The organism is uncultured Ellagibacter sp., from assembly GCF_934643285.1.
Taxonomy (GTDB): Bacteria; Actinomycetota; Coriobacteriia; order Coriobacteriales; family Eggerthellaceae; genus Ellagibacter.
The window spans coordinates 108,217-127,296 of record NZ_CAKUBT010000004.1 but is presented as its reverse complement, the minus strand read 5'-3'; the positions used below and the strand labels follow the sequence as shown (position 1 = coordinate 127,296).

Sequence of the window (19,080 nt, the reverse complement as noted above, 5' to 3'; positions counted from 1 at the left end):
TTCGAGGTCTTTTGAACAAACCGCTTGATATCATTTTCCCCAACCCGCCTTCGGGGCTTGCCCCCGAAGCGCTTGATGTTGCGCGCATTCCCGAGCACATCGCCGTCATCATGGACGGCAACGGCCGTTGGGCGAAAAAGCGCGCGCTCAACCGCCTGAAGGGTCACAAGGCGGGAATCGAGGCGGTGCGCGAGACCATCCGCTGCGCGAGCGACCTTGGCGTTCGCTATTTGACCATCTACTCGTTCTCGACCGAGAACTGGAAGCGCCCGCAAGAGGAAGTCGTCGGGCTTATGGACCTGTTCGCGAAAACGATGCTCGCCGAGGTGGACGGCCTTCATGAGGAGCACGTTCGCGTGAAGACGATAGGCGATCTGTCCCTTCTGCCCGACGAGACGCGCGAGGCGTTCGAGGAGGCGTGGGAGAAAACCAAGAACAACACGGGGATGACCCTGGTCGTTGCTGTGAATTACGGCTCGCGCCAGGAGATTCTCCGTGCGGTCAATCGCTGCGCCGAAGAGGCGGCCGCCCGCACCGCCGACGGGCTTGCCCCGAAAGAGATTTCCGCCGAAGATTTCGAGCGCGGGTTGTACACGTCGGGCATGCCCGATCCCGATTTGGTCATTCGGACGAGCGGGGAGGTTCGCCTGTCGAACTTCCTGCTGTGGCAGGTTGCCTATTCGGAGTTCGTCGTGACTGATGTGCTGTGGCCGGACTTCGACCGCTACGAGCTTTTGCGCTGTCTGCTCGAGTTTCAGGGGCGCGATCGCCGCTTTGGGGCGGTGAAGTAGCGTGGCCCGCAAGGATGCCGACACGCGAGATGCTGCGGAGGAGTGGAAGCGCTCGGCCGAGCGAAAGGCAAGCTTGAAGGCGGCGCGTGCAACCGATGAGGAAAGCGTAGGCCCGACCCGCTCGACCCGCATCAAGGATTTTGCGTACAAGAAGACGCCGCAAAAGCTGAAAAATGCAACTGACCTGCAGGTTCGTTTTCGCACAGGTGCGATTTACGTAATCTTGTGCATTGCATGCATCTTGGTAAGCGACATCTCGACGCTCGTTTTTTTGTGCGCGACGGCGGGAATTTGCGCCGGCGAGTTCTACTACATGCTGCGCGCCGATGCGAAGCTTCCCAACGAGATGCTCGGCATCATCGCCGCGATACTCTACCCCGTGAGCGTGTACTTCCTCGGTGTGGTCGGCGCGCTGTACGTGAGCATCGCGCTTCTGCTCTCGCTTATCGTTTGGTACGTGTTTTGGCTGCGTGCGCGCGTGCCCGATGTTGGCGTGAGCTTTTTCGGTGCGGCGTACACGGGCCTTCTCCTTTCTGGCATCGTTGTCGTGCGCACGGCGCTACCCGACCCGTGGGGCGGCGTGCTCGTCATCGGCATTTTCCTGAGCATCTGGGCGAACGATTCCTTCGCCTACCTGGTCGGAAGCAAAATCGGCAAGCATAAGATGGCTCCGCGCGTCAGCCCGAAGAAGAGCTGGGAGGGCTTTTTCGCGGGCATCCTCGGCTCGATGGTTATCTGGGGGCTGTTCACGTTGGTTCCCGGTTTGAACCTGAACCTTCCCGAGGCGCTCGGGTTTGGCCTGGTCTGCGGCCTTATGGGTGTGCTGGGTGATTTGGCCGAAAGCCGCATCAAGCGCAACTCCGGCTTCAAGGATTCCGGCACGATCATGCCAGGGCATGGCGGCCTCCTCGACAGGTGCGACTCGCTGTTCCTCGTTGCGGCGTCGTCGGCTATCCTTCTGGTGATCTCCGGGGCAATTCCCTTTAGCGTTTAAACGTCGCTTTTCAAGAAAGGTGCTTTCATGAGGCGTATCGTTGTTTTAGGATCGACGGGGTCGATCGGCACGCAAACGCTCGACGTGGTGCGTCAGCATTCCGATAAGCTTAAGGTCGTAGGCCTTGCCGTGAATACGCGCACTCAGGATATGCTTGCGCAGGCGAAGGAGTTCGGCGTCGGTCACCTTGCCGTGGGCAACGAAGATGCTGCTGCGGGCGAAGGCGCTTCGGAGCTTGCCGCGTTCGCGAAATCCTTTGGGGAAGATGGCTCGCTCGGTTTCGGGATGAATGCCGTGGTCGACCTCGTCCGATTGCCCGAGGTCGACGTGGTTGTGAACGCGCTTGTGGGTGCTGCGGGCTTGCGGGCAAGTTATGAGACGCTCAAGGCCGGCAAGGTCTTGGCGCTTGCGAACAAAGAGAGCCTTGTTGTCGGCGGCGACTTGATTATGCCGCTTGCGGCGCAGGTCGACGAGGCGCGCAGGGCATCGGGGGTTGCTCCCGCGGTGGGGCCTGCGGGCGCCCTCATGCCGATCGACTCCGAGCACGGGGCAATCTATCAGTGCCTGCTCGGCGAGAACGAGCGCGAGGTCGCCAAGCTGTGGGTCACCGCATCGGGCGGGCCGTTCCGCGGCCGCACGCGCGACGACTTGCGTGGCATCACGCCGGCTCAGGCTTTGAAGCATCCGACCTGGCACATGGGCGCCAAGATCTCGATAGACTCTTCTACGCTCATGAACAAGGGGCTCGAAGTCATCGAGGCGCACCACCTGTTCAACATGCCCTACGACAAGATTGAAGTCGTCGTGCAGCCGCAAAGCGCCATCCACTCCATGGTCGAATACACCGACGGCAGCGTGAAGGCGCATCTGGGGACGACCGACATGCGCATCCCCATCCAGTTCGCGCTGTCGTATCCTGATCGGTGGGAGGCTCCGGTCGCGCCGCTCGACTTCCGAACGCTGGGCTCTTTGGAATTCGCCGCCCCCGATGAGAAGACGTTCCGCTGCCTTGCGCTTGCGCGGCATGCGGGCTCGGTGGGAGGAACCCTTCCCTGCGTGATGAATGCGGCGAACGAGATCGCCGTCGCCGCCTTCCTGTCTGAGCGGGGAAGCTATCTGGGCATTGCGGAATGCGTCGAGGCCGTGATATCTGAACACGAATCGCAGGGCGTGCAGAAGGTGGAGAGCATTGAGCAGCTTCAGGCGCTGGACGCTTGGGCGCGTGCGGAAGCCGAGAAGCATATACGCTAACCTGGGATTTCACCGTCTTTTTCGGGAGGCCGACGGATTTTGCCGCCGGCCTCCCGTGTGTTTTGCTTCCTAGCGCCTCCCTGCCTTTCTCTTGCGGAGCGCAAGCGCTCCAGCTCCGATCCCGATCGCTCCTGCCGAGATCATGAGCGCGGGGATCATCTTCAGCGCGAAGCCCATAAGCTCATCGCCGGTTTTTCCCAGGCCCTTACCTTTTGTGGTGCTGCCGCCTGAACCGACGATGGGCTGCGCGCCTTCGTCGACGTTCACGATAGCGTGGGCGATGCGCGCGTCTTCGAGGCTGGGTGAGGTGAGCACCGCCCTGTTCGAGAACTTCGTTCCCGCCAGCGCTTCGTCGGCGATGTCGGCGGCGAAGGTAATCGTTGCAGTGCTTCCCTTTTCGAGCGTCCCGATGAACGCGGAGAACGTGTTGCCGTCGCTTTCGAGGGCGGCATCGACCGGCTTCCCGTCGATTGCGACCTGGATGCTGCCGAGGTCGATAGGGGCCCCGCTGGGCATCTTCGTATCCGCGACCAGCACGCTTTCGACCGCGCCGCCGACCGCCGTTGCCTCGATGGTGAAGCCGATCCGTTCGCCAACTGCCGCGTTTTCCCTATCGACGCTCTTCGTGAGCTCAATGTCGACTTTGGAGGCGGGCCGCTCGGTGACGACAACGCGCGCCGTGCTGTGAGGCCTATCGCTCAGCGTGGGCGATTCGATCGTCACGGTGTTTTCGACGGTCGACCCGGCAAGCGACCCCTCTTCGATAAGGGCCTCGTACTCGATGGAGACGTTCGACCCTGCATTCACCTTGCCGAGTTTCAAGGCGAACGACTGGGCGTCCTTACTTGCGAAGTCGGGTTCGATCCGTTTGCCGTCTACGGTCGCTACGAACGTGGCGTAGTCGATGGCGACCCCTTCGGGCATCCCCTCGTCCACGAGCAGCGCATCTTCGAGGTCTGTCTCGCCGACCTCGACCGATAGGGCGTAGGAAACCGTCTCTCCTGCAAAGACGGATTCTGCCGATGCCGTCTTCTCGATGCTGGCCGTGCCTGCGGGTCCGACGATGTCCACCACTGCCTGCGCGGTGCGCTCGCCCTCGAGGGTGGGCGAGGTGAGCGTCGCGCCGTTTACCACCTTGTGCCCGACAAGGCCCTTATCAGCGACGTTCGCCTTGAACGACACCACGGCAACATCGTCTTTCCCCATCGTGCCGAGCTCGATTGCGAACGAGCTCCCTTCCTGGTGCACGATGGGCTCCTCTATGGCCTTTCCGTTCACGATAGCGCTCAGGCTGGTGAGGTCGACCTCAATGCCCGAGGGGAGGCCGCTGTCGGTTATCATGGCGTCGCGCAGGGTCCCGTTGGTCGCGCGGGCTGTGATTGTGTACGTAAACGAATCTCCTACCTGCGCAGTCTCCGCGCTCGCCTCCTTATCAAGCGAGGCGTCCGCTAAAGGCTCGCCCACTTCGACGTCGTTTGCGGCGCTCGCTGCGGCGGCGTCGCTTGCTTTGGCTTGCGCGCGGTTGACGACATGCTCGGATGCGATGGGGAGTTTTGCCGAGTATTCCACTGTGAGGGTCTCGCCGTCGCGCAGATCGATGCCTGGTTGGAGAGAGAAGCCGAAGACGGTGCCGTCCTCGTTTTTCTCCAGCGTGACGTCGGGGTTGTCGATGGTTGCGCCGTCGGGTCCGGTCACCAAGAGGGACGAGGCGTCGATCGAGGCGAGTTCGTCGCTTTCGAAATGATCGGCGAAGGTAACGTTGTGCGCGGTCGAGCTCTCGCGGGTTTGGGCGACGGTGACGGTGTAGTGGGCGATATCTCCCGCCTCGTAGCGCTTCTCGTCGGAGGTCTTCGAGACCTGGAGCTGCGCATCCTTCACCGTAATCGACGCGTCGCCGCTTGTTTGCGTGTTGGGTTCGTCGGTTGCGGCAATCGCTATGTTGCCGACGGTCGATCCTGCGAGCGCGGCGTCGGCGATGGCGACGGTGTAGTCGACGGACACGGCCGTCTCGCCTTCCTCGCCAAGGGGGTTTGCCCCTTGCTCGGCCTTCTCGCCGAAGCGATAGAACGTGCGCTCGGGCGAGTTGCTGACGAGATTGCGATTCGTCTCTATCGTGAAAGAGGGCTTCTCCCCGTCGGTGCTAATCACGCAGCTGTCGGTGATGTCGTTGCCCTCGGAATCCCAAACCTTGATGCTGTCTTGCTGCAATTCAACTCCCTTCGCTTGCAAAAGGTCGGAAACGACCAGGTTGCGCCCGATTGTCCCCGGCGTGTTGTTCGTCACCTTCACGCGGAAGGCCACAAGGTCGCCAACGTTGCAGGTGCCCTGCGATGCGGTCTTCTCGACCTGCAAAGTTGGCTGGTTTATCCAGGTCAACGCACTGTCGCGCGCGTCGGTCGCATTGTCGGCGCTCACGGTCGCCGTGTTTTCGATCTCCCACCCCGCGATGGAGTCCTCGGGGTAGCACGTGCAGGTGATGGTGACGGGCATATGCGCGGGAAGGTGGCTTACGGTTGTTGCGAATCCGGTCCCCGCAGGCTTTGTCGAGCAGGTGATTTCCCGCTGCTCGAGCTGACTGGGGGTCGACCCTTCGGCTCCTACCGGATAGGAAATGCTCTCAGGGATGCCCGAGACGTCGACCGCGAGCTCGCCTGTGTCTGTCCGCCCGATTTTGAGCCCCTCGGGAAGGCTCTCGTCGCTTACGATTACGTTGTTCGCAACGGTGCCCTCCTTTGTGTTCTCGACGGTTATCGTGTATACGACCGCTCCCGCATCTTGCTCGGATGCTCCAATGAAGTGCTCGTAGCGATCGGCGGTCTTCTCGATGGAGAGGCTCGCCGTGTTCATCCAAACCTCGGCGGAATCGGACGCTTCCTCGCAGTTGTTCGCGCGGGCTGTGGCGATGTTCACCTGCTTGGTGCCGTTGCCTGCTTGGGTGGCGATCGCCGCGAAGCTTACGGTGAGCGCGTCCCCGTAGTTGAACTTGTCAAGCGAGCAGCTCCAACGGTTGCCCTCGACGCTCGGGGTGGGGAGGCTTTCAAGCCCTGTGACCTGCACCGTTTCGGGGATAAGCTCAAGCCCTTCGGGAAGGCTGTCGGAGAAGACGGCCTCGCGGCACTGGGCGTTTTTCTCGCTTTGTGAGAAGGAGGCGGTGAAGTGGACCACCTCGCCTTCTTCGTATTCGTAGGCGTCTGCGGTCTTGTCGACGGTGAGCCTCGGCGGGACGAGAGTCGTCTCGACGCTGTTGCTCGGATAGGTTCCCTTGTCATTGACGCGGGCGTAGGCGCTGTTCGACACGGAGAGCGCGCCGTCGGCGGGGTACTCGGTGAGCTCAGCCTTGAACTCGAAGCGGTACGTCTCGCCCTGCATGCGCATGGAATGCTGCAGATAGCTTTGCGAGAATGCGAATTTAACGGCGTTTCCGTCCCCGCTCTCGTCTCCTCGGCCTGCGTAGACTACCTCGCCCGCGTTCTCGATCAGCTGTCCCTCGCTGTCGGCAAGATAGCCGCTCCCGTCGACGTAGCGCATCTCGCGGGGAAGCACGTCGACAATCTCGAAGTCGGTGTAGGAGTAGCCGTTTCGGCAGGTCGCGCCACGCTCGTGCACGGGAACCTCGACGGTGTAGGTAACCACGTCGCCGATTGAGACCCCTTCGGTCTTGTCGGCGGTTTTGCGCACGTCGAGCTTGCCGTCCTCGACGATGTCATCGTTGGGGTTCGGTGCGGTGAGAAACTCGTTCGTCATGGCGAAAAACGATTGCGCCGTCGAGTTCGAGCCCCTCCAAGACGATACGAACGAGAGCTTAACGGGCGTTCCCTTCTGCGATCCAGTGGTGTCGAAATATGCTCCCACCAGGCCGAGCTTGTAGAGGGGGTCGTTCGGATCGGCGCTGATGGCGCCATGCTCGTCCTCGACGCCGCCGCACGGGTATTCGGGCGAGGAGACGATACTTTGCTCCTCGTCGATGGAGAGGAAGTCGTTCTTGTCGACAACTTGCGCAAGCGAGACGGCGCCCCCGAAGCCAAACTTCTGCCCCACATCAAGATCGATGCAGGTCATATGCCCTTTAACCTCAAAGGGGTCGTCGGTTCCCGCATAAAAGAACTCGACGCTCACTTCAAGGTCGGTCAGACCCACCGTGTAGAAATTCAGGTTCTCGATGAGCGACCCTGTGCGCTGGTAGCCGCTGTTCACGAACACGCCGGGCTGGAAGGTGTCGTAGTCGGCCCGCTCTTCGTACTCGTCCCAGCCAGATGCGCCGTTCGACATGACGGGCTCCACGTAATTCCAGTTGGAAAGCGTGACAACGGCGTCGACCTTGTCGTTGCCATAGCTTGCGCCGGTGTAGCGAAGCGCGAAGCTGCCCTTCGGTGTCGTGCGGTCGATGCGTGCCGCGAACCCGGAATCGTCGGGTGAGGCCAGCTCGTCGTAGTCCCGAGGATAGTACTGCTTGATATTCGGTTCGCTCGTGAACCCCCGCACGATCTCGACGTCGGTAAAGCTAATGCCCCAGTTGAACCCTTCCGGTGTGAACGAGTCCTCGGGGATGTACTCGATGGGAATCTTGCTCGCCGCCTGCGCGACGCCAGGCGTGCAAAGCGCAGCGCCAGGGGCGAGCCCGATTGCGAGGGCGAGTGCCAGAGCGATGTTGATTGCCTTATGTTTTACCTGTTCAATCGGCTGAGGAAGCCTCCTTGCGCTAGCCATAGGGGCCTCCTTGCGTGCCGAGTTCGAAAAGTTGGCTATTCATGGTGCTCCTTTCTCGCGAAATGCGCTCACTGCGCCGGGGATTCCGAGCATAGCGTCGCGTTCTGGCGGCGAGGACGCACCAACCTTGCCGTTTCATCGCGCGTTATCTGCACGGAGGTCCCCGAAAGTCGGTGGGCAATCCCTACAAACTCGGCTGAAACTGCACCGCGACTCGAATATCTCCAACGCAAATTCGGCATGCATTCGCGAAAACCTGGCAGGAAGTCGGCAACGATTCGGCAACAAAAGCCGCACAGGGGGTGTAGGTTTTCTGGGCTGGGCGCATCGGTCGGCGTGGCTTTCCTATAATGGGCGCTGAACGTGTTATTCGGCGACTCGCTTTCGCCCGCCTTGGATGCGAGGAGCTTGCTGCCCCGTACCCCTTCAAGCCTTCCGAGGAGTCGCTCGCATGGATATTGTCCTTATGATTCTGTACGTCTCGATCCTGCTCGGCTTCCTCGTGCTCATCCACGAGGGCGGGCATTATCTGGCGTCCCGCGCGTTCGGTGTGCGCGTGACCGAGTTCATGATCGGCTTTCCCGGGCCTGGCATCGGCTTCACCAAATGGGGCACGAAGTTCGGCGTGACCTGCGTTCCCCTTGGCGGCTACGCGAAGGTGTGCGGGATGGAGCCGGGCGAGATGAGCCCCCATCTGGAAAGCGTGCTCGCGGCGATATACCGCCGCGGGACGGCAAACATGGAAGACATCGCGCAGGATTGTGCCATCTCGAACGACGATGCTCTCGCCGCCCTCGATGAGCTGGTGGAGTGGGGAAGCATTCAGGGTCCTACGAAAAAGGACAAGTTCAACACCTACCGCGCGATGGCCACCCGTCCCACCAAGGGGCAGATCAAGCGCGCCGAGGCGGCGGGACAGCCGGTGCCTCTCGCCTATGAGCTGGGGCAACCTCGCCTGGTTGACGACCCTCACGCTCTCTTCGAAAGCGAATACAACCAGCAGTACCGAAGCCTTCCCTTCTGGAAGCGCACGGTCATCCTCCTTGCGGGAATCGCCGTGAATCTGCTGTTCGCCGTCCTGGTCTTCGTGGTGGTGTACTCCATCGTGGGCGTCGATATGACGAACTCGCAGACGGGCGAGGTCTCGCACATCACCATGTCGCCCTTGCGCTCGGTGGAAGTCGGCTTCGCCTACATCGGCGCGGTGGTCCAGATGGTGGTAAGCCTGTTCAATCCGCAAACGGCGGCTGATGTCGTGTCGAACTCGACGTCGGTGGTCGGCATCGCCGTCATGTCGAAAACCTACGCTGAGGCGGGGCTTCTCGAATTCGTCTTCTTCATGGCGATGCTCTCGGTTTCGCTCGGCATCATGAACCTGCTGCCGATCCCGCCTCTCGACGGTGGCCGCTTCGTCATCGAGATCTTCCAGAAGCTCACGCGCAAGAACGTGTCGACGCGCGCTCTGAGCTATATGAGCGCGGCGGGAATGATTCTCTTTCTGGGGTTCTTCGTCATCATGCTCAACCAGGACGTGCAGCGTTTCGTCTTCGGCAATTGGGGTTAGTCCGCGCGCCGCTCGCCCAAATGCTTGCCCACGCGCCGCAGGGAAACTTTCTTTCTTGCTAGGCTCTAGGGGAAAGAGGGAAACGGGCGAAAGGACGGCGAGGTGGCGAGCGAAGCTCCAATCGGCGTGATATTCGACTGTGACGGCACGCTTCTTGACAGCATGGGCGTGTGGCGCGAGATGGAAAGCGAGTTCGCGCATCGGGCGGGCGGCGAGCTGTCGCCGACCGACAAAGACCGGCTGACAACGATGACCACGCCCGAGGCGGGCGAGTTCTTCCACACGAAATTCGGGCTGGGCTCATCCCCCCAAGAGGTCGTGCGCATGGTGGGCGAGTACATGATGGAGTTCTACTCGACCCGCGCGACGGCGCGCCCAGGTGCGCTCGCGTTCGTCCGCGCCCTGTTCGAGCGCGGCATCAGGCTGTCGGTGGCCTCTTCCTCCCCGATGCCGTATTTGCTGGCAGGGCTTTCCCATACGGGGTTCCTTCCGATGCTCGATGCGGTGGTATCCGTCGATGACGTGGGGAAACCGAAGCGCGAACCCGCGGTATACGACCGTGCGCGCTCGCTTATGGGCACCGAGCTTTCCCATACCTGGGGTGTGGAAGATGCGCTGTATGCGGTCGGCACGCTCAAGCGGGCGGGGTACCATACGCTGGCGGTGTACGACTGCGATATGTCAGGAACCTATGCAGCGCTTTCCGCTTCTGCCGAGCGTGCGGTGCGCGATTTCCGCGACCTCGACCCTGACGAGTTCATCGAATTTGCCCGAATGGTTGCCATGCCGTAGGAAAACACGCGACTCCATTCCCTATAATGGACGGCAGTGTTCATAAGGCGGGCAGCGTTCGAAAAGGGAGCATCATGGCGCATGGGGAAAGGGAAGAGATGGTCGCGGCCGAGGGTGGCGCGATCGATGCCGCATGCGAGCCGAAGCCGAAGATGCCCCTGCTGCTGAAGGTGTTCGGCGTGCTGTGCATCGTGGGCGGGGCGGCCTCCATCCCGAGCGGTGCGCTTGCGGTCGTCGTCATCGTGCAGTTTTTGCGGTCGGGCGGCCTTGCCGAGGAGGCGCTCACGCCCCTTGCCGTGACGGTCGTTCTCGTTGTTGCCCAAGCGGCTATGTTGGTGCTGTTCATCCTGCTGGGCGTGCGTCTTCTCCGTAACAAGCGCCGTTATGCCGCGCTCACTGCCGAGGTCCTCATGGCGCTCGCGGCAGTGGCCTTCGTCTGCAATATTATGCTCAACGGCACCGATGTCCATATCGTGCCGACGCTGGTCATCCTCGTGCTTTTGTTCTTCGTGTCGGGTTATGTCGACCCGTCGCTTTCCGAGGAACGCGAACTGCAGCGCAAGCTCCGCGACATGGAGACGCGCGACCAGGCGGAAGAGGGAACGCTCGGCCTGGACTCGACGGGGCGCGGCTATATCGCGCTCAACTTCTTCAACGTGTTCTGGATTTTCGTGGTCTGCAGCGTGTTAGGCCTGGTCATCGAAGTAGTGTATCACTTCGTCATCGTCGTTCCCGGCGAGTACCAAGATCGCGCGGGTATGCTGTTCGGGCCGTTCTCGCCCATCTACGGCGTGGGCGCGGTGCTCATGACCATGGCGCTCAACCGCTTCCACGACAAGCCGGTGCCCGTGATCTTTTTGGTGAGCGCTGTGATTGGCGGCGCGTTTGAGTTCTTCGTCAGCTGGTTCATGGAAACCGCATTCGGCGCTGTGGCCTGGGATTATACGGGCACGTTCCTCTCGATCGATGGACGTACGAACGGCATGTTCATGGCGATGTGGGGCATGCTGGGCGTGCTGTGGATAAAGGCGCTCCTGCCGAAGATGCTCGATGTGGTGAACTTGATTCCCTGGAAGCTGCGCTATACCGTGACCGCGGTTGCCACGGCGCTCATGCTCGTGAACGCCATCATGACGCTGCAATCGCTTGATTGCTGGTACGGGCGGCTGTCGGGGCATGTTCCCGAAACGCCCATCGAACAGTTCTACGCCACGTATTTCGACAACGACTTCATGGCGAACCGGTTCGAGAGCATGACCATCAACCCCGACAGCGCGACGCGTGGGTCAGGGGCGCCGCCGGACAGTGCTCTCGGCTAGGGGTTATCCGGTCGCGCGCTGAGACGGCGCGGCTTTGGGTCGGTCCGGTTGTCTTTGCAGGAAAAAAGGCCGCTGCGGCACGGGAAGTGCTCAAGCGGCCTTTTTATGATGTGGTTTGTGAATGGGAGCGGTTTGCGATCGGGGGCTTCTACGTCCAGGGATCGCGCTCGAACAGGGGGTTTGTCTCCTGTCGGTCGGAATAGGGGTCGTAGCCGTCGTCGTCTTCGCTCTCCGCGCGGATGCAGGGGTCGCGATGCGCGGGGGCATGCTTGCGCGCTGCCTCGGCAAGAAGCTCCTCGGCGGTTTTTCGCGTCTTGCCCTGCTCGTCTTCCGAAACGCTATTCGCCATCTGCTGCCTCCTCGTGTCCAATCGCGTCAATTTCATACGGCGTCGTTTGGTACACATAGTAGTTCAGCCAGTTGGTGTAGAGCAACTGCGCGTGCGCGCGCCAGGTCGATTCCGCAGGCTGCGCGGGGTCGTCGTTGGGGTAGTAGTGCTTGGGCAGCGGCGCGTTCGGGTGGGTCTTCGAGTCGCGCTCGTATTCCACATTCAGGGTTTCGCGGTCGTATTCGGGGTGGCCGAACACGAAGAAATTGCGGCTGTCCGTGCTTTTCGCCATGTAGACGCCGGCCTCGTCCGACTCGGCGATGATTTCCAGGTTGGGGTTCGCCTCGATGTCCTCGGCTCGCACGTTGGTGTAGCGCGAATGGGGCGCTCGGAAGCGGTCGTCGAACCCGCGCACCCAGGGGGAAGACGGCTTCACGACGCGGTGCTCGAACACGCCGGTCGTCTTCTCGTCGAGCTCGTACTTCTCGACGCCGTAGCGGTAGTAGATGCCCGCCTGGGCTCCCCAGCAGATATGCAGGGTGGAGTGGACGTTCGTCTTCGACCAGTCCATGATGCGCGTGAGCTCTTCCCAATAATCGACGTCGTGGAAATCGAGCAGCTCGACGGGCGCGCCCGTGATGATGAGGCCGTCGAAGTGCTCGTCTTTCACGTCGTCGAAGGAGACGTAGAACGTTTCCAGGTGCTCTTCGGAGACGTTTTTCGCGACGTGGCTCTTCGTGCGGAGGAGCTCCACCTCGATCTGCAGCGGCGTGTTCGAGAGCTTTCGCAGGATCTGCGTCTCGGTGGTGATCTTGGTGGGCATGAGGTTCAGGAGCAGCACGCGCAAAGGGCGGATATCCTGGTGCAACGCGCGGTGCTCGGTCATGACGAAGATGTTCTCTTTTTCGAGTTGCGCGGTTGCCGGCAGCGAATCGGGAATCTTGATAGGCATGGCGCATCCTTCCGATTGATGGAAACTTCCTCGTTATCCTAGCAAAATATCAGTTCACCCGATTATATGAAGCAGTGATAACACATTATCGCGGAAATCGGGAAAGCGGGCGGCGCGAGTCGATTCCTGCACCCCCGATTTCCGAAGACTTTCTGCAGATGGCCATGAATAAGACGATTCAGGCTTGACTTCCCTTCGCCAAGCCAGGTAGACTGCAAAAGTTCGCTTTCAAAAGCCCCGTGAAAGCAGTAAAGGCAGAAGCGTTGTGCCAACGGAGTCCAGGCCTGAGGTATGCGCGTCGGCGTAGGAAACCGGCATCTGGCTGACCTGCACTTTTGAAAACAAACACCCGCTTGCGGTAACGCGCAAGCGCCCCTTGGAAGGGCCCTTCGGCTCGTTCAAGGAACAGAGTATCTATTGGAGGAAGCAAGTGAAGACGTATCATGCGAAGCCTGGCGAAGTCGAGCGCGAATGGCTTCTGATCGACGCAACCGATCAGGTTCTCGGCCGCGTGGCCACCAAGGCCGCACAGATTCTCAAGGGCAAGCACAAGCCGCAGTACACCCCGCATGTTGATACGGGCGACTTCGTGATCATCATTAACGCGGACAAGATTCGCGTTACCGGCACGAAGGCTGCAGCGAAAGAGTATTACCGCCACAGTGGTTTTCCCGGTGGTCTCAAGTCCGAAACCTTCACCGAAGCCATGGAGAAGCATCCTGAGCGCGTGATCGAGCATGCTGTCAAGGGCATGCTGCCGAAGAACACGCTGGGTCGTGCCCAGGGCATGAAGTTGAAGGTGTACGCTGGCCCTGAGCATCCCCATATGGCTCAGAAGCCCCGCGAGATCAAGATGGAGGGTTAATCATGGCAGGTGAAGCTCTGTATTACGGCACTGGCCGTCGTAAGAACGCCGTTGCTCGCGTGCGCCTCGTCCCGGGCACGGGCAAGGTGACCATCAATGGTCGCGAGGGTGCTGAGTACTTTGGCCGCGAGGCTCTTCTCGATTACGCGAAGACCCCGTTCAAGGTAACCGACACCATGGATCACTTCGACGTGATCGCTCGCATCAACGGTGGCGGCATCTCGGGTCAGGCCGGCGCTCTGCGTCACGGCATCTCCCGCGCTCTGCTCGACGCCGGCGACTATCGCGCCGAGCTCAAGAAGGCCGGCTACCTCACCCGCGACTCTCGTGTGGTCGAGCGTAAGAAGTACGGCCTGAAGAAGGCTCGTAAGCGTCCGCAGTTCTCGAAGCGCTAGTTTCTTCTGGAACATACACGGTTGCAAACCCCGTCGTTCATCCGAGCGGCGGGGTTTCTTTTTGCCATGGGAAAGGCGGGCTCGCGAGCGTTGGCGCTGTTGGCTGCCTCTTGTTTAAGGTACTCCTTGGAAAGAAGAAGCCCCGCAGCAAATGGGAGGCTGCAGGGCCGATTTGGGGGTGCGTTAAAAACGCAAGTCCACGATGAAACACACAAAATGTTACTAGTCAATACTCAATTCGAAAAGATTATGATTTGCGGTTGAAAAAATTTAGTGAGTGGTCAAAAAAGTACCCAAAAATGGTTGCATTAGGCTACTAATAACGGTATTCTGAATGCGTTTTTTAGGGGAACGGTTGCGGTGAAAAGGGGCACGGCGGCCATCAATTGGGAAAGGGGAATCTCAATGAATGCAGCACTCGATAAGATCATGGAGGCTCGCAAGTACGACGGCGTTGTCGTGAAGAATCAAAAAGCACCGCAGCCTTCAGGAAACCTGACGACTGCAGAGCATGACAAAGCGCGCGCTGGCTTGTTCCCGGCGCTCGTTGGCTCGGGCAAGTAGCGTTCTTTCTTTAGTAGCGAAGAGGCCTGATCGGTTGCAGGGGGCAGCTGATCAGGCCTCTTCGCTTTATACGCCTTGCTTGCCGTTGCGCCTTTTCCCGTTGCGCTACGTTGACTAGGAAAACGCAATGACGCTCCATTAAATTTGGCAACTAAAGGCTTGCATGCACCTTACTTGAACCAGGCGGAAAGTGGTCGCGCGGGAACATCCCACCCATCACGGGCAAGCTCTTTTCTCAGCCTGCGGACGTCGCGACGAAGGAAGTCGGGGTCGGTGGAGAGGTCGCGCCCGCGGGGATTTGCGCCCGCGTCAGTCCATACGACATTGCCGCAACCGGTCCCAAAGGGGATGGACGTTCCCGCGGCAAGTCTCATGATGCTTGCAAAGTATGCAGCTTGCCTGCGAGTGTAGGGAGTTTCATTCGCCATGGTCGTACCCGGCACTGCAGTAAGCACGCCTACCCCTGAGCAATAGGGTTTTTGGGATATTACTTCCAGCATGCGGTCGGCGATGTCTTCGAGGGGAATGCCTTGATATATCGGCTCAACCGCCGTCATGAGTGCGAGACCCGCTTTCTGCGCGGACGCGATTGTGGCGAGCCTCCGTTCAGGTGCGATGCCGGTGATGGTGCCCTCTCCAAGCCGATGGGCATGGTAGATCGCCTGGATTCCGGCGGCTTTTAACTGTTGTGCTTGGTTGAAGGTGATGTCTCCTATGTTCGCCATGAGGGGCATGTCGTTCGCGATGGCGCCTCGTACGGTTGCGACGATGCGCAGAAAATGCTCGAAATTATATGCCGCCGTCGCCATAAGGGAGATAAGGTGAACGCCCGCTTCATCGAAAACGCCTGCATAGTGCGTGATTTCGTCATCGGGAACCTCGGCTCGCCCCTTGCTTGAGTTGTTGCGCGCGGCGAGCGAGCAAAAGGCGCAGTTCTCGGGGCACGGCGTGGCATCGAGGCCTATTTGCGCGTAGATTTGACCAACGCCACCCGATGCGCGCCGTCCGAGCACCTCCGCTCCCCAGCGCACATACGCTGCCTCGGCGCTTTCGACGTCGATTCCCATGAGCATGAGCATCTCGTCGCGGCAAGGCGATTCCCCCTCGATTGCCCGGTCAACGATAGATTCCACGGATTTGTCGAGCATGGCAGTTCCTATTCGGGGACGCGCCCGCAGATGATGGCGCTTCCGCAAACGGAACCGACGTCGAAGCGAAGCGCGGTCTCAAGTGCCTCGGTGCGCCCTTTGCGTTCGGCCTTTTCTCGCAGCACGTCAATCGTGTAAACGGTTTTCGGCTCGATGTCGCAGTGCGAAAAGCCGCAAGCGGCCATCATCTCGCGATAACGGTCCGTCGGAGTGATGCCGCGGCGGCAGCCTGTAATGCGCGAGAGCGCCTCTTCGGCGCCTTGCGGAATGGGAGAGAAGGCTACGATGTCGGACACCACGAGCCGCCCGCCGGGGACTAGCACGCGCTTGGCCTCGGCAAACACGGCAGCTTTGTTCTTGCAAAGGTTGATGACGCAATTCGAGAGGACCACATCGACCGATGTGTCGGGCAAGGGAATCTGGTCGATCGAGCCTTCGACGAACTCGACGTTGCTGAGATTCGCTTCCGCAGCGTTCTTGCGGGCCAGCGCCACCATGTCGGGCGTCATATCGAGTCCGAATACGTGTCCTTCGGGGCCTACGAGTCGTGCAGCGATGAGGGCATCGATGCCGCCTCCACTTCCCAAGTCCAAAACGCGTTCTCCCGATTGCAGGTTCGCTTTCGCCACCGGATCGCCGCATCCGCGGCTTGCGGCAAGCGCGCTTTTCGGAAGCCCTGCGAGCGCTTCGCTCGCGTAGAGGAAAAACGCCTCGCCGGCGTGCGCGGGGTCGGGCTCGCAGCACTCGCATGCGCTCGGAGCAGCGCTTGCCGCACGGGCTACCTCGCCGTAGTGGCTGGCGATTTCCCGCGTCTTCGCGTTGCCTCCGGAGTGCTCAAGGGGAGAAGCTTTCGCGTCGCTTATGACAAGCTCGCTGACGGAAGCCTTGTTCTTCCTGCTCATCGGTACAACCTCCTGCATATTTCCACTGCTACGGCGAGCGCTTCGATGTCCTCGCAGGTGGTATGCACGGCGAAGCTTGCACGCCCGGTGCCCACCATGCCCGTCGATGCAGCAAGCGGCATGGCGCAATGCCCGCCCGATCGTATGGCGACGCCCATCATGCCGCACGCGCTGCCGATTTGCGCGGGCGCGGTGTTCGCAAGCGAGAACGACACGAGCCCTCCCGCGCCGTCCAGCTGCGTGTGGTCTCCCCAGATGGTGAGGCCTTCCACCCCATGGAGCGCGTGGACGGCGAACGGGGTCATGGCTTCGGCGTGCTCGAGCACGTGCTCCATGCCCAGCTTCTCCATGTACTCGATGGCGCCCGCCCAGCCGACTGCCTGCGCGATCGGAGGCGTTCCCACCTCGTATTGGATGGCCCCCTGGCGAAGGTAGTAGGAATCGACGGACGCATGCGAGATCGTGCCGCCGCCGATGGCTACGGGGTCCATCTCGTCGAATGCGTCTTTCCCGATGAACAGGCCGCCGATGCCGAGCGGTCCGTACATCTTGTGGGCGGAGAAAGCGGCGAAGTCGCAGCCGATTTCCTTTACGTTGAAGGGCAGATGGGGGAACGATTGCGCAGCGTCGAGCATGAATCGGGCGCCGGCCTGATGTGCTATGCGTGCCATGTTGGCCACGGGGTTCACGATGCCGAGAACGTTCGACACGTGGGCGACGCATACGAGTTTGGGGTGATGGTCAAGGAGGCGCTCGTATTCCCCAAGGTCAAGTCTGCCGTCGGGAAGCAGGGGAATGAAGTCGAGCGCGGCATTCCTGCGGCGCGCCAAAAGGAGCCACGGCAGAAGGTCGGAGTGGTGCTCGGAAAGCGCGACGACGATATGGTCGCCTTCGCTCACGTTGAAATCGCCCCACGAGTGCGCCACCAGATTGCATGATGCAGACGCGTTCATGGTGTAGACGGTCTGGCGGCGCTCGGCGCCAATGAAGTCCTCAAGCACTTTTCGGGCGTCGTTGAGGGAGCCTGTTGCCTTTGCGGAAAGCTCGTAGCCGCCGCGGTAGACGTTCGCGTTCTCGTGCTCGTTGAAGTTCGCCTCCGCCTGAAGCGCGCGGAAGCAACGCTGCGTCGTGGCGGCGGAGTCCAAGTAGGCGAGCGTGTTTTTCTGCTTGCGATCGTTGAGCAGCGGGAAGTCCTCGCGGTTGCGCCATGCCCAGGCGTCCGCCCAGGTGAGCTTGGCTTGCTCGTCATGGGGAAGCTGGTTGCGCCAGGCATCCATGCGCGAGACGACTTCGCGCGCGATTTCAATGAGCTCCTCGTCGGCGGGCGAGCGCTTGGGGACGTCTTTCTGTGAGGTTGGGGAAGCCTTGGGGGCCTCCGGTCGCTCAGACAGTCCTCGCTGCGCTGCGGAACTCACTTTGCGGAGGCCCCCAAGGCTTCCCTCGAGCTGGGGTCCCTTCCGCCGTTCCGACAGTCCTCGCTGCACCGATGGGCTCACCTGGCGGAGGTTCCCGAAAGCTCCTTCGGCCCGCAGGTCGATCCCGCCCATCTCTTTTCGCGCAATCTGAACCGCTTCGCGCGCGGAAAGTGTGCGGCCCTTTTCGAAGGTAGTCAGCTTTTCGGGCACGATGGCGTTCGCCGCGAGCGTTTCCTCCCCGAAGACCACGTCTTTCAGCGCGATGCGCGGCAGCGGGCGATCGGTGCCGTTCGGGTCGAGCTTGCACAGCCCGCTCGCGTCGAGGTTCTCCAAGAAACGGCGCGAGATGAGCATCGGCGTGCGGCGATACCACTGGATCCACGATGCGACGACGTCGAGCGTGGGGTCGTCGCGGAAGGTGCGGCAAACTTCAAGTAAATGAGCGGGCGTGATGCGAACCTGATCGCAGCCGAGCAACATGACGGAGTCGGTGTCGGGATTGCTCTCGAGCGCGCGCACCGCGTAATCGAGCACGCCTTTGGGCACGTCGTACAAGGTGAACCCGCAGGCGTCGATGGTGGCCTGGTAGGCTGCATCGGCGTCGAAGGGGATGAATTCGACTTCCCTGCCCGATTGGTGGGGCGTGTTCTCTTTTCTAGCGGCGGCGATGTCGCTAGAGACCACCTCCTCAAGTGCGCGGTGCTCCTCGGGCGCGCCTCCCGCAAGCACGTAGACGCGTGCGAACCTCGCCTCAAGCGCGCGTGCCGCGACAATCGCCGTTACGGTCGTTCCTCTAAAGCGCTGCAAGGGGCGGGGCGTCTTCTTCTCACCGTTTTCGGGGTCCTCGCAGATCACGGGCTTTTCGTCCTCGCTCTCGAAGGTGACCTTCAGCGGTGTTGCCCCGAAATCGGTCGCGAGCACAAGGGCGATGGTTTTTCCGCATGCGCGTGCGAGCTCGGTTTCACTGGGGGTGGGATGGCTCACGGGCCCTCGCATGGGCTGGTGTTCGGATCGATTGTTCGCTTGTTTCATTGTTTCGCCCTCCGAGTCATCGATGGTGCAACATGCTAAGTATAGGACATTGTCTAGTAAT

General features: G+C 60.9%; 15 protein-coding genes. 9 read left to right on the top strand and 6 right to left on the bottom strand.

All coding sequences use genetic code 11. The features are described 5' to 3' along the window. Positions 1 to 11 precede the first annotated feature (11 nt). The 3 genes from Q0I65_RS04005 (at position 12) to dxr (ending at position 3,036) form a co-directional block, all read left to right on the top strand. Positions 12 to 791, top strand: a complete 780-nt coding sequence (locus Q0I65_RS04005; protein WP_296060138.1) for an isoprenyl transferase — start codon at positions 12 to 14, stop codon at positions 789 to 791. Positions 792 to 921: 130 nt separating this feature from the next. Then, entirely contained in the window at positions 922 to 1,785 is an 864-nt protein-coding gene (locus Q0I65_RS04000) for a phosphatidate cytidylyltransferase (protein ID WP_296060205.1), read from the top strand. A 27-nt stretch (positions 1,786 to 1,812) separates the two neighbouring features. Continuing rightward, positions 1,813 to 3,036 carry a 1-deoxy-D-xylulose-5-phosphate reductoisomerase gene (gene dxr, locus Q0I65_RS03995; protein ID WP_296060137.1) on the top strand — a complete coding sequence of 408 codons (1,224 nt, stop codon included), beginning with the start codon at positions 1,813 to 1,815 and terminating at the stop codon, positions 3,034 to 3,036. A gap of 69 nt (positions 3,037 to 3,105) precedes the next feature. Here the strand turns inward: dxr and Q0I65_RS03990 are convergent, their stop codons facing one another. Then, complete coding sequence (locus tag Q0I65_RS03990; RefSeq protein WP_296060134.1) at positions 3,106 to 7,743, bottom strand: isopeptide-forming domain-containing fimbrial protein; 4,638 nt, start codon at positions 7,741 to 7,743, stop codon at positions 3,106 to 3,108. 451 nt (positions 7,744 to 8,194) lie between these two features. On the opposite strand from Q0I65_RS03990, the gene Q0I65_RS03985 reads away from it, so the two are divergent. The 3 genes from Q0I65_RS03985 to Q0I65_RS03975 all read left to right on the top strand — a co-directional run bounded on the left by Q0I65_RS03985 (position 8,195) and on the right by Q0I65_RS03975 (position 11,418). After that, on the top strand, positions 8,195 to 9,307 hold the full coding sequence (locus Q0I65_RS03985; protein ID WP_296060132.1) for a site-2 protease family protein: 1,113 nt from the start codon (positions 8,195 to 8,197) through the stop codon (positions 9,305 to 9,307). A gap of 102 nt (positions 9,308 to 9,409) precedes the next feature. After that, entirely contained in the window at positions 9,410 to 10,099 is a 690-nt protein-coding gene (locus Q0I65_RS03980) for an HAD family phosphatase (RefSeq protein WP_296060128.1), read from the top strand. A 74-nt stretch (positions 10,100 to 10,173) separates the two neighbouring features. Then, positions 10,174 to 11,418 carry a putative ABC transporter permease gene (locus tag Q0I65_RS03975; RefSeq protein ID WP_366513220.1) on the top strand — a complete coding sequence of 415 codons (1,245 nt, stop codon included), beginning with the start codon at positions 10,174 to 10,176 and terminating at the stop codon, positions 11,416 to 11,418. 148 nt (positions 11,419 to 11,566) lie between these two features. On the opposite strand, the gene Q0I65_RS03970 is transcribed toward Q0I65_RS03975, so the two are convergent. Together Q0I65_RS03970 and metA are read right to left on the bottom strand one after the other, a co-directional pair. Then, on the bottom strand, positions 11,567 to 11,767 hold the full coding sequence (locus Q0I65_RS03970; RefSeq protein WP_296060124.1) for a hypothetical protein: 201 nt from the start codon (positions 11,765 to 11,767) through the stop codon (positions 11,567 to 11,569). Beyond that, positions 11,757 to 12,698 carry a homoserine O-succinyltransferase gene (gene metA / locus Q0I65_RS03965; RefSeq protein ID WP_296060122.1) on the bottom strand — a complete coding sequence of 314 codons (942 nt, stop codon included), beginning with the start codon at positions 12,696 to 12,698 and terminating at the stop codon, positions 11,757 to 11,759. The genes Q0I65_RS03970 and metA overlap by 11 nt, the downstream gene beginning before the upstream one ends. A gap of 430 nt (positions 12,699 to 13,128) precedes the next feature. Between metA and rplM the strand changes: the two genes are divergently transcribed. The 3 genes from rplM (at position 13,129) to Q0I65_RS03950 (ending at position 14,522) form a co-directional block, all read left to right on the top strand. Then, a complete protein-coding gene (gene rplM / locus Q0I65_RS03960) occupies positions 13,129 to 13,563 on the top strand; it encodes a 50S ribosomal protein L13 (RefSeq protein ID WP_158049677.1) in 435 nt (144 codons plus the stop codon). Positions 13,564 to 13,565: 2 nt separating this feature from the next. Continuing rightward, entirely contained in the window at positions 13,566 to 13,958 is a 393-nt protein-coding gene (gene rpsI / locus Q0I65_RS03955; protein ID WP_158049679.1) for a 30S ribosomal protein S9, read from the top strand. A 405-nt stretch (positions 13,959 to 14,363) separates the two neighbouring features. Next, positions 14,364 to 14,522, top strand: a complete 159-nt coding sequence (locus tag Q0I65_RS03950; RefSeq protein WP_296060117.1) for a hypothetical protein — start codon at positions 14,364 to 14,366, stop codon at positions 14,520 to 14,522. 170 nt (positions 14,523 to 14,692) lie between these two features. Here the strand turns inward: Q0I65_RS03950 and Q0I65_RS03945 are convergent, their stop codons facing one another. Genes Q0I65_RS03945 through Q0I65_RS03935 form a run of 3 tightly spaced genes read right to left on the bottom strand, consistent with a single transcriptional unit; the run spans position 14,693 to position 19,019 of the window. Beyond that, positions 14,693 to 15,670, bottom strand: coding sequence for a hypothetical protein (locus Q0I65_RS03945; RefSeq protein WP_296060114.1), 978 nt, complete (start codon positions 15,668 to 15,670; stop codon positions 14,693 to 14,695). Between the two features lie 8 nt (positions 15,671 to 15,678). After that, entirely contained in the window at positions 15,679 to 16,572 is an 894-nt protein-coding gene (locus Q0I65_RS03940) for a methyltransferase domain-containing protein (protein WP_296060109.1), read from the bottom strand. Then, positions 16,569 to 19,019, bottom strand: a complete 2,451-nt coding sequence (locus Q0I65_RS03935; protein ID WP_296060107.1) for an aminotransferase class V-fold PLP-dependent enzyme — start codon at positions 19,017 to 19,019, stop codon at positions 16,569 to 16,571. The genes Q0I65_RS03940 and Q0I65_RS03935 overlap by 4 nt, the downstream gene beginning before the upstream one ends. Between the last annotated feature and the right edge of the window lie 61 nt (positions 19,020 to 19,080).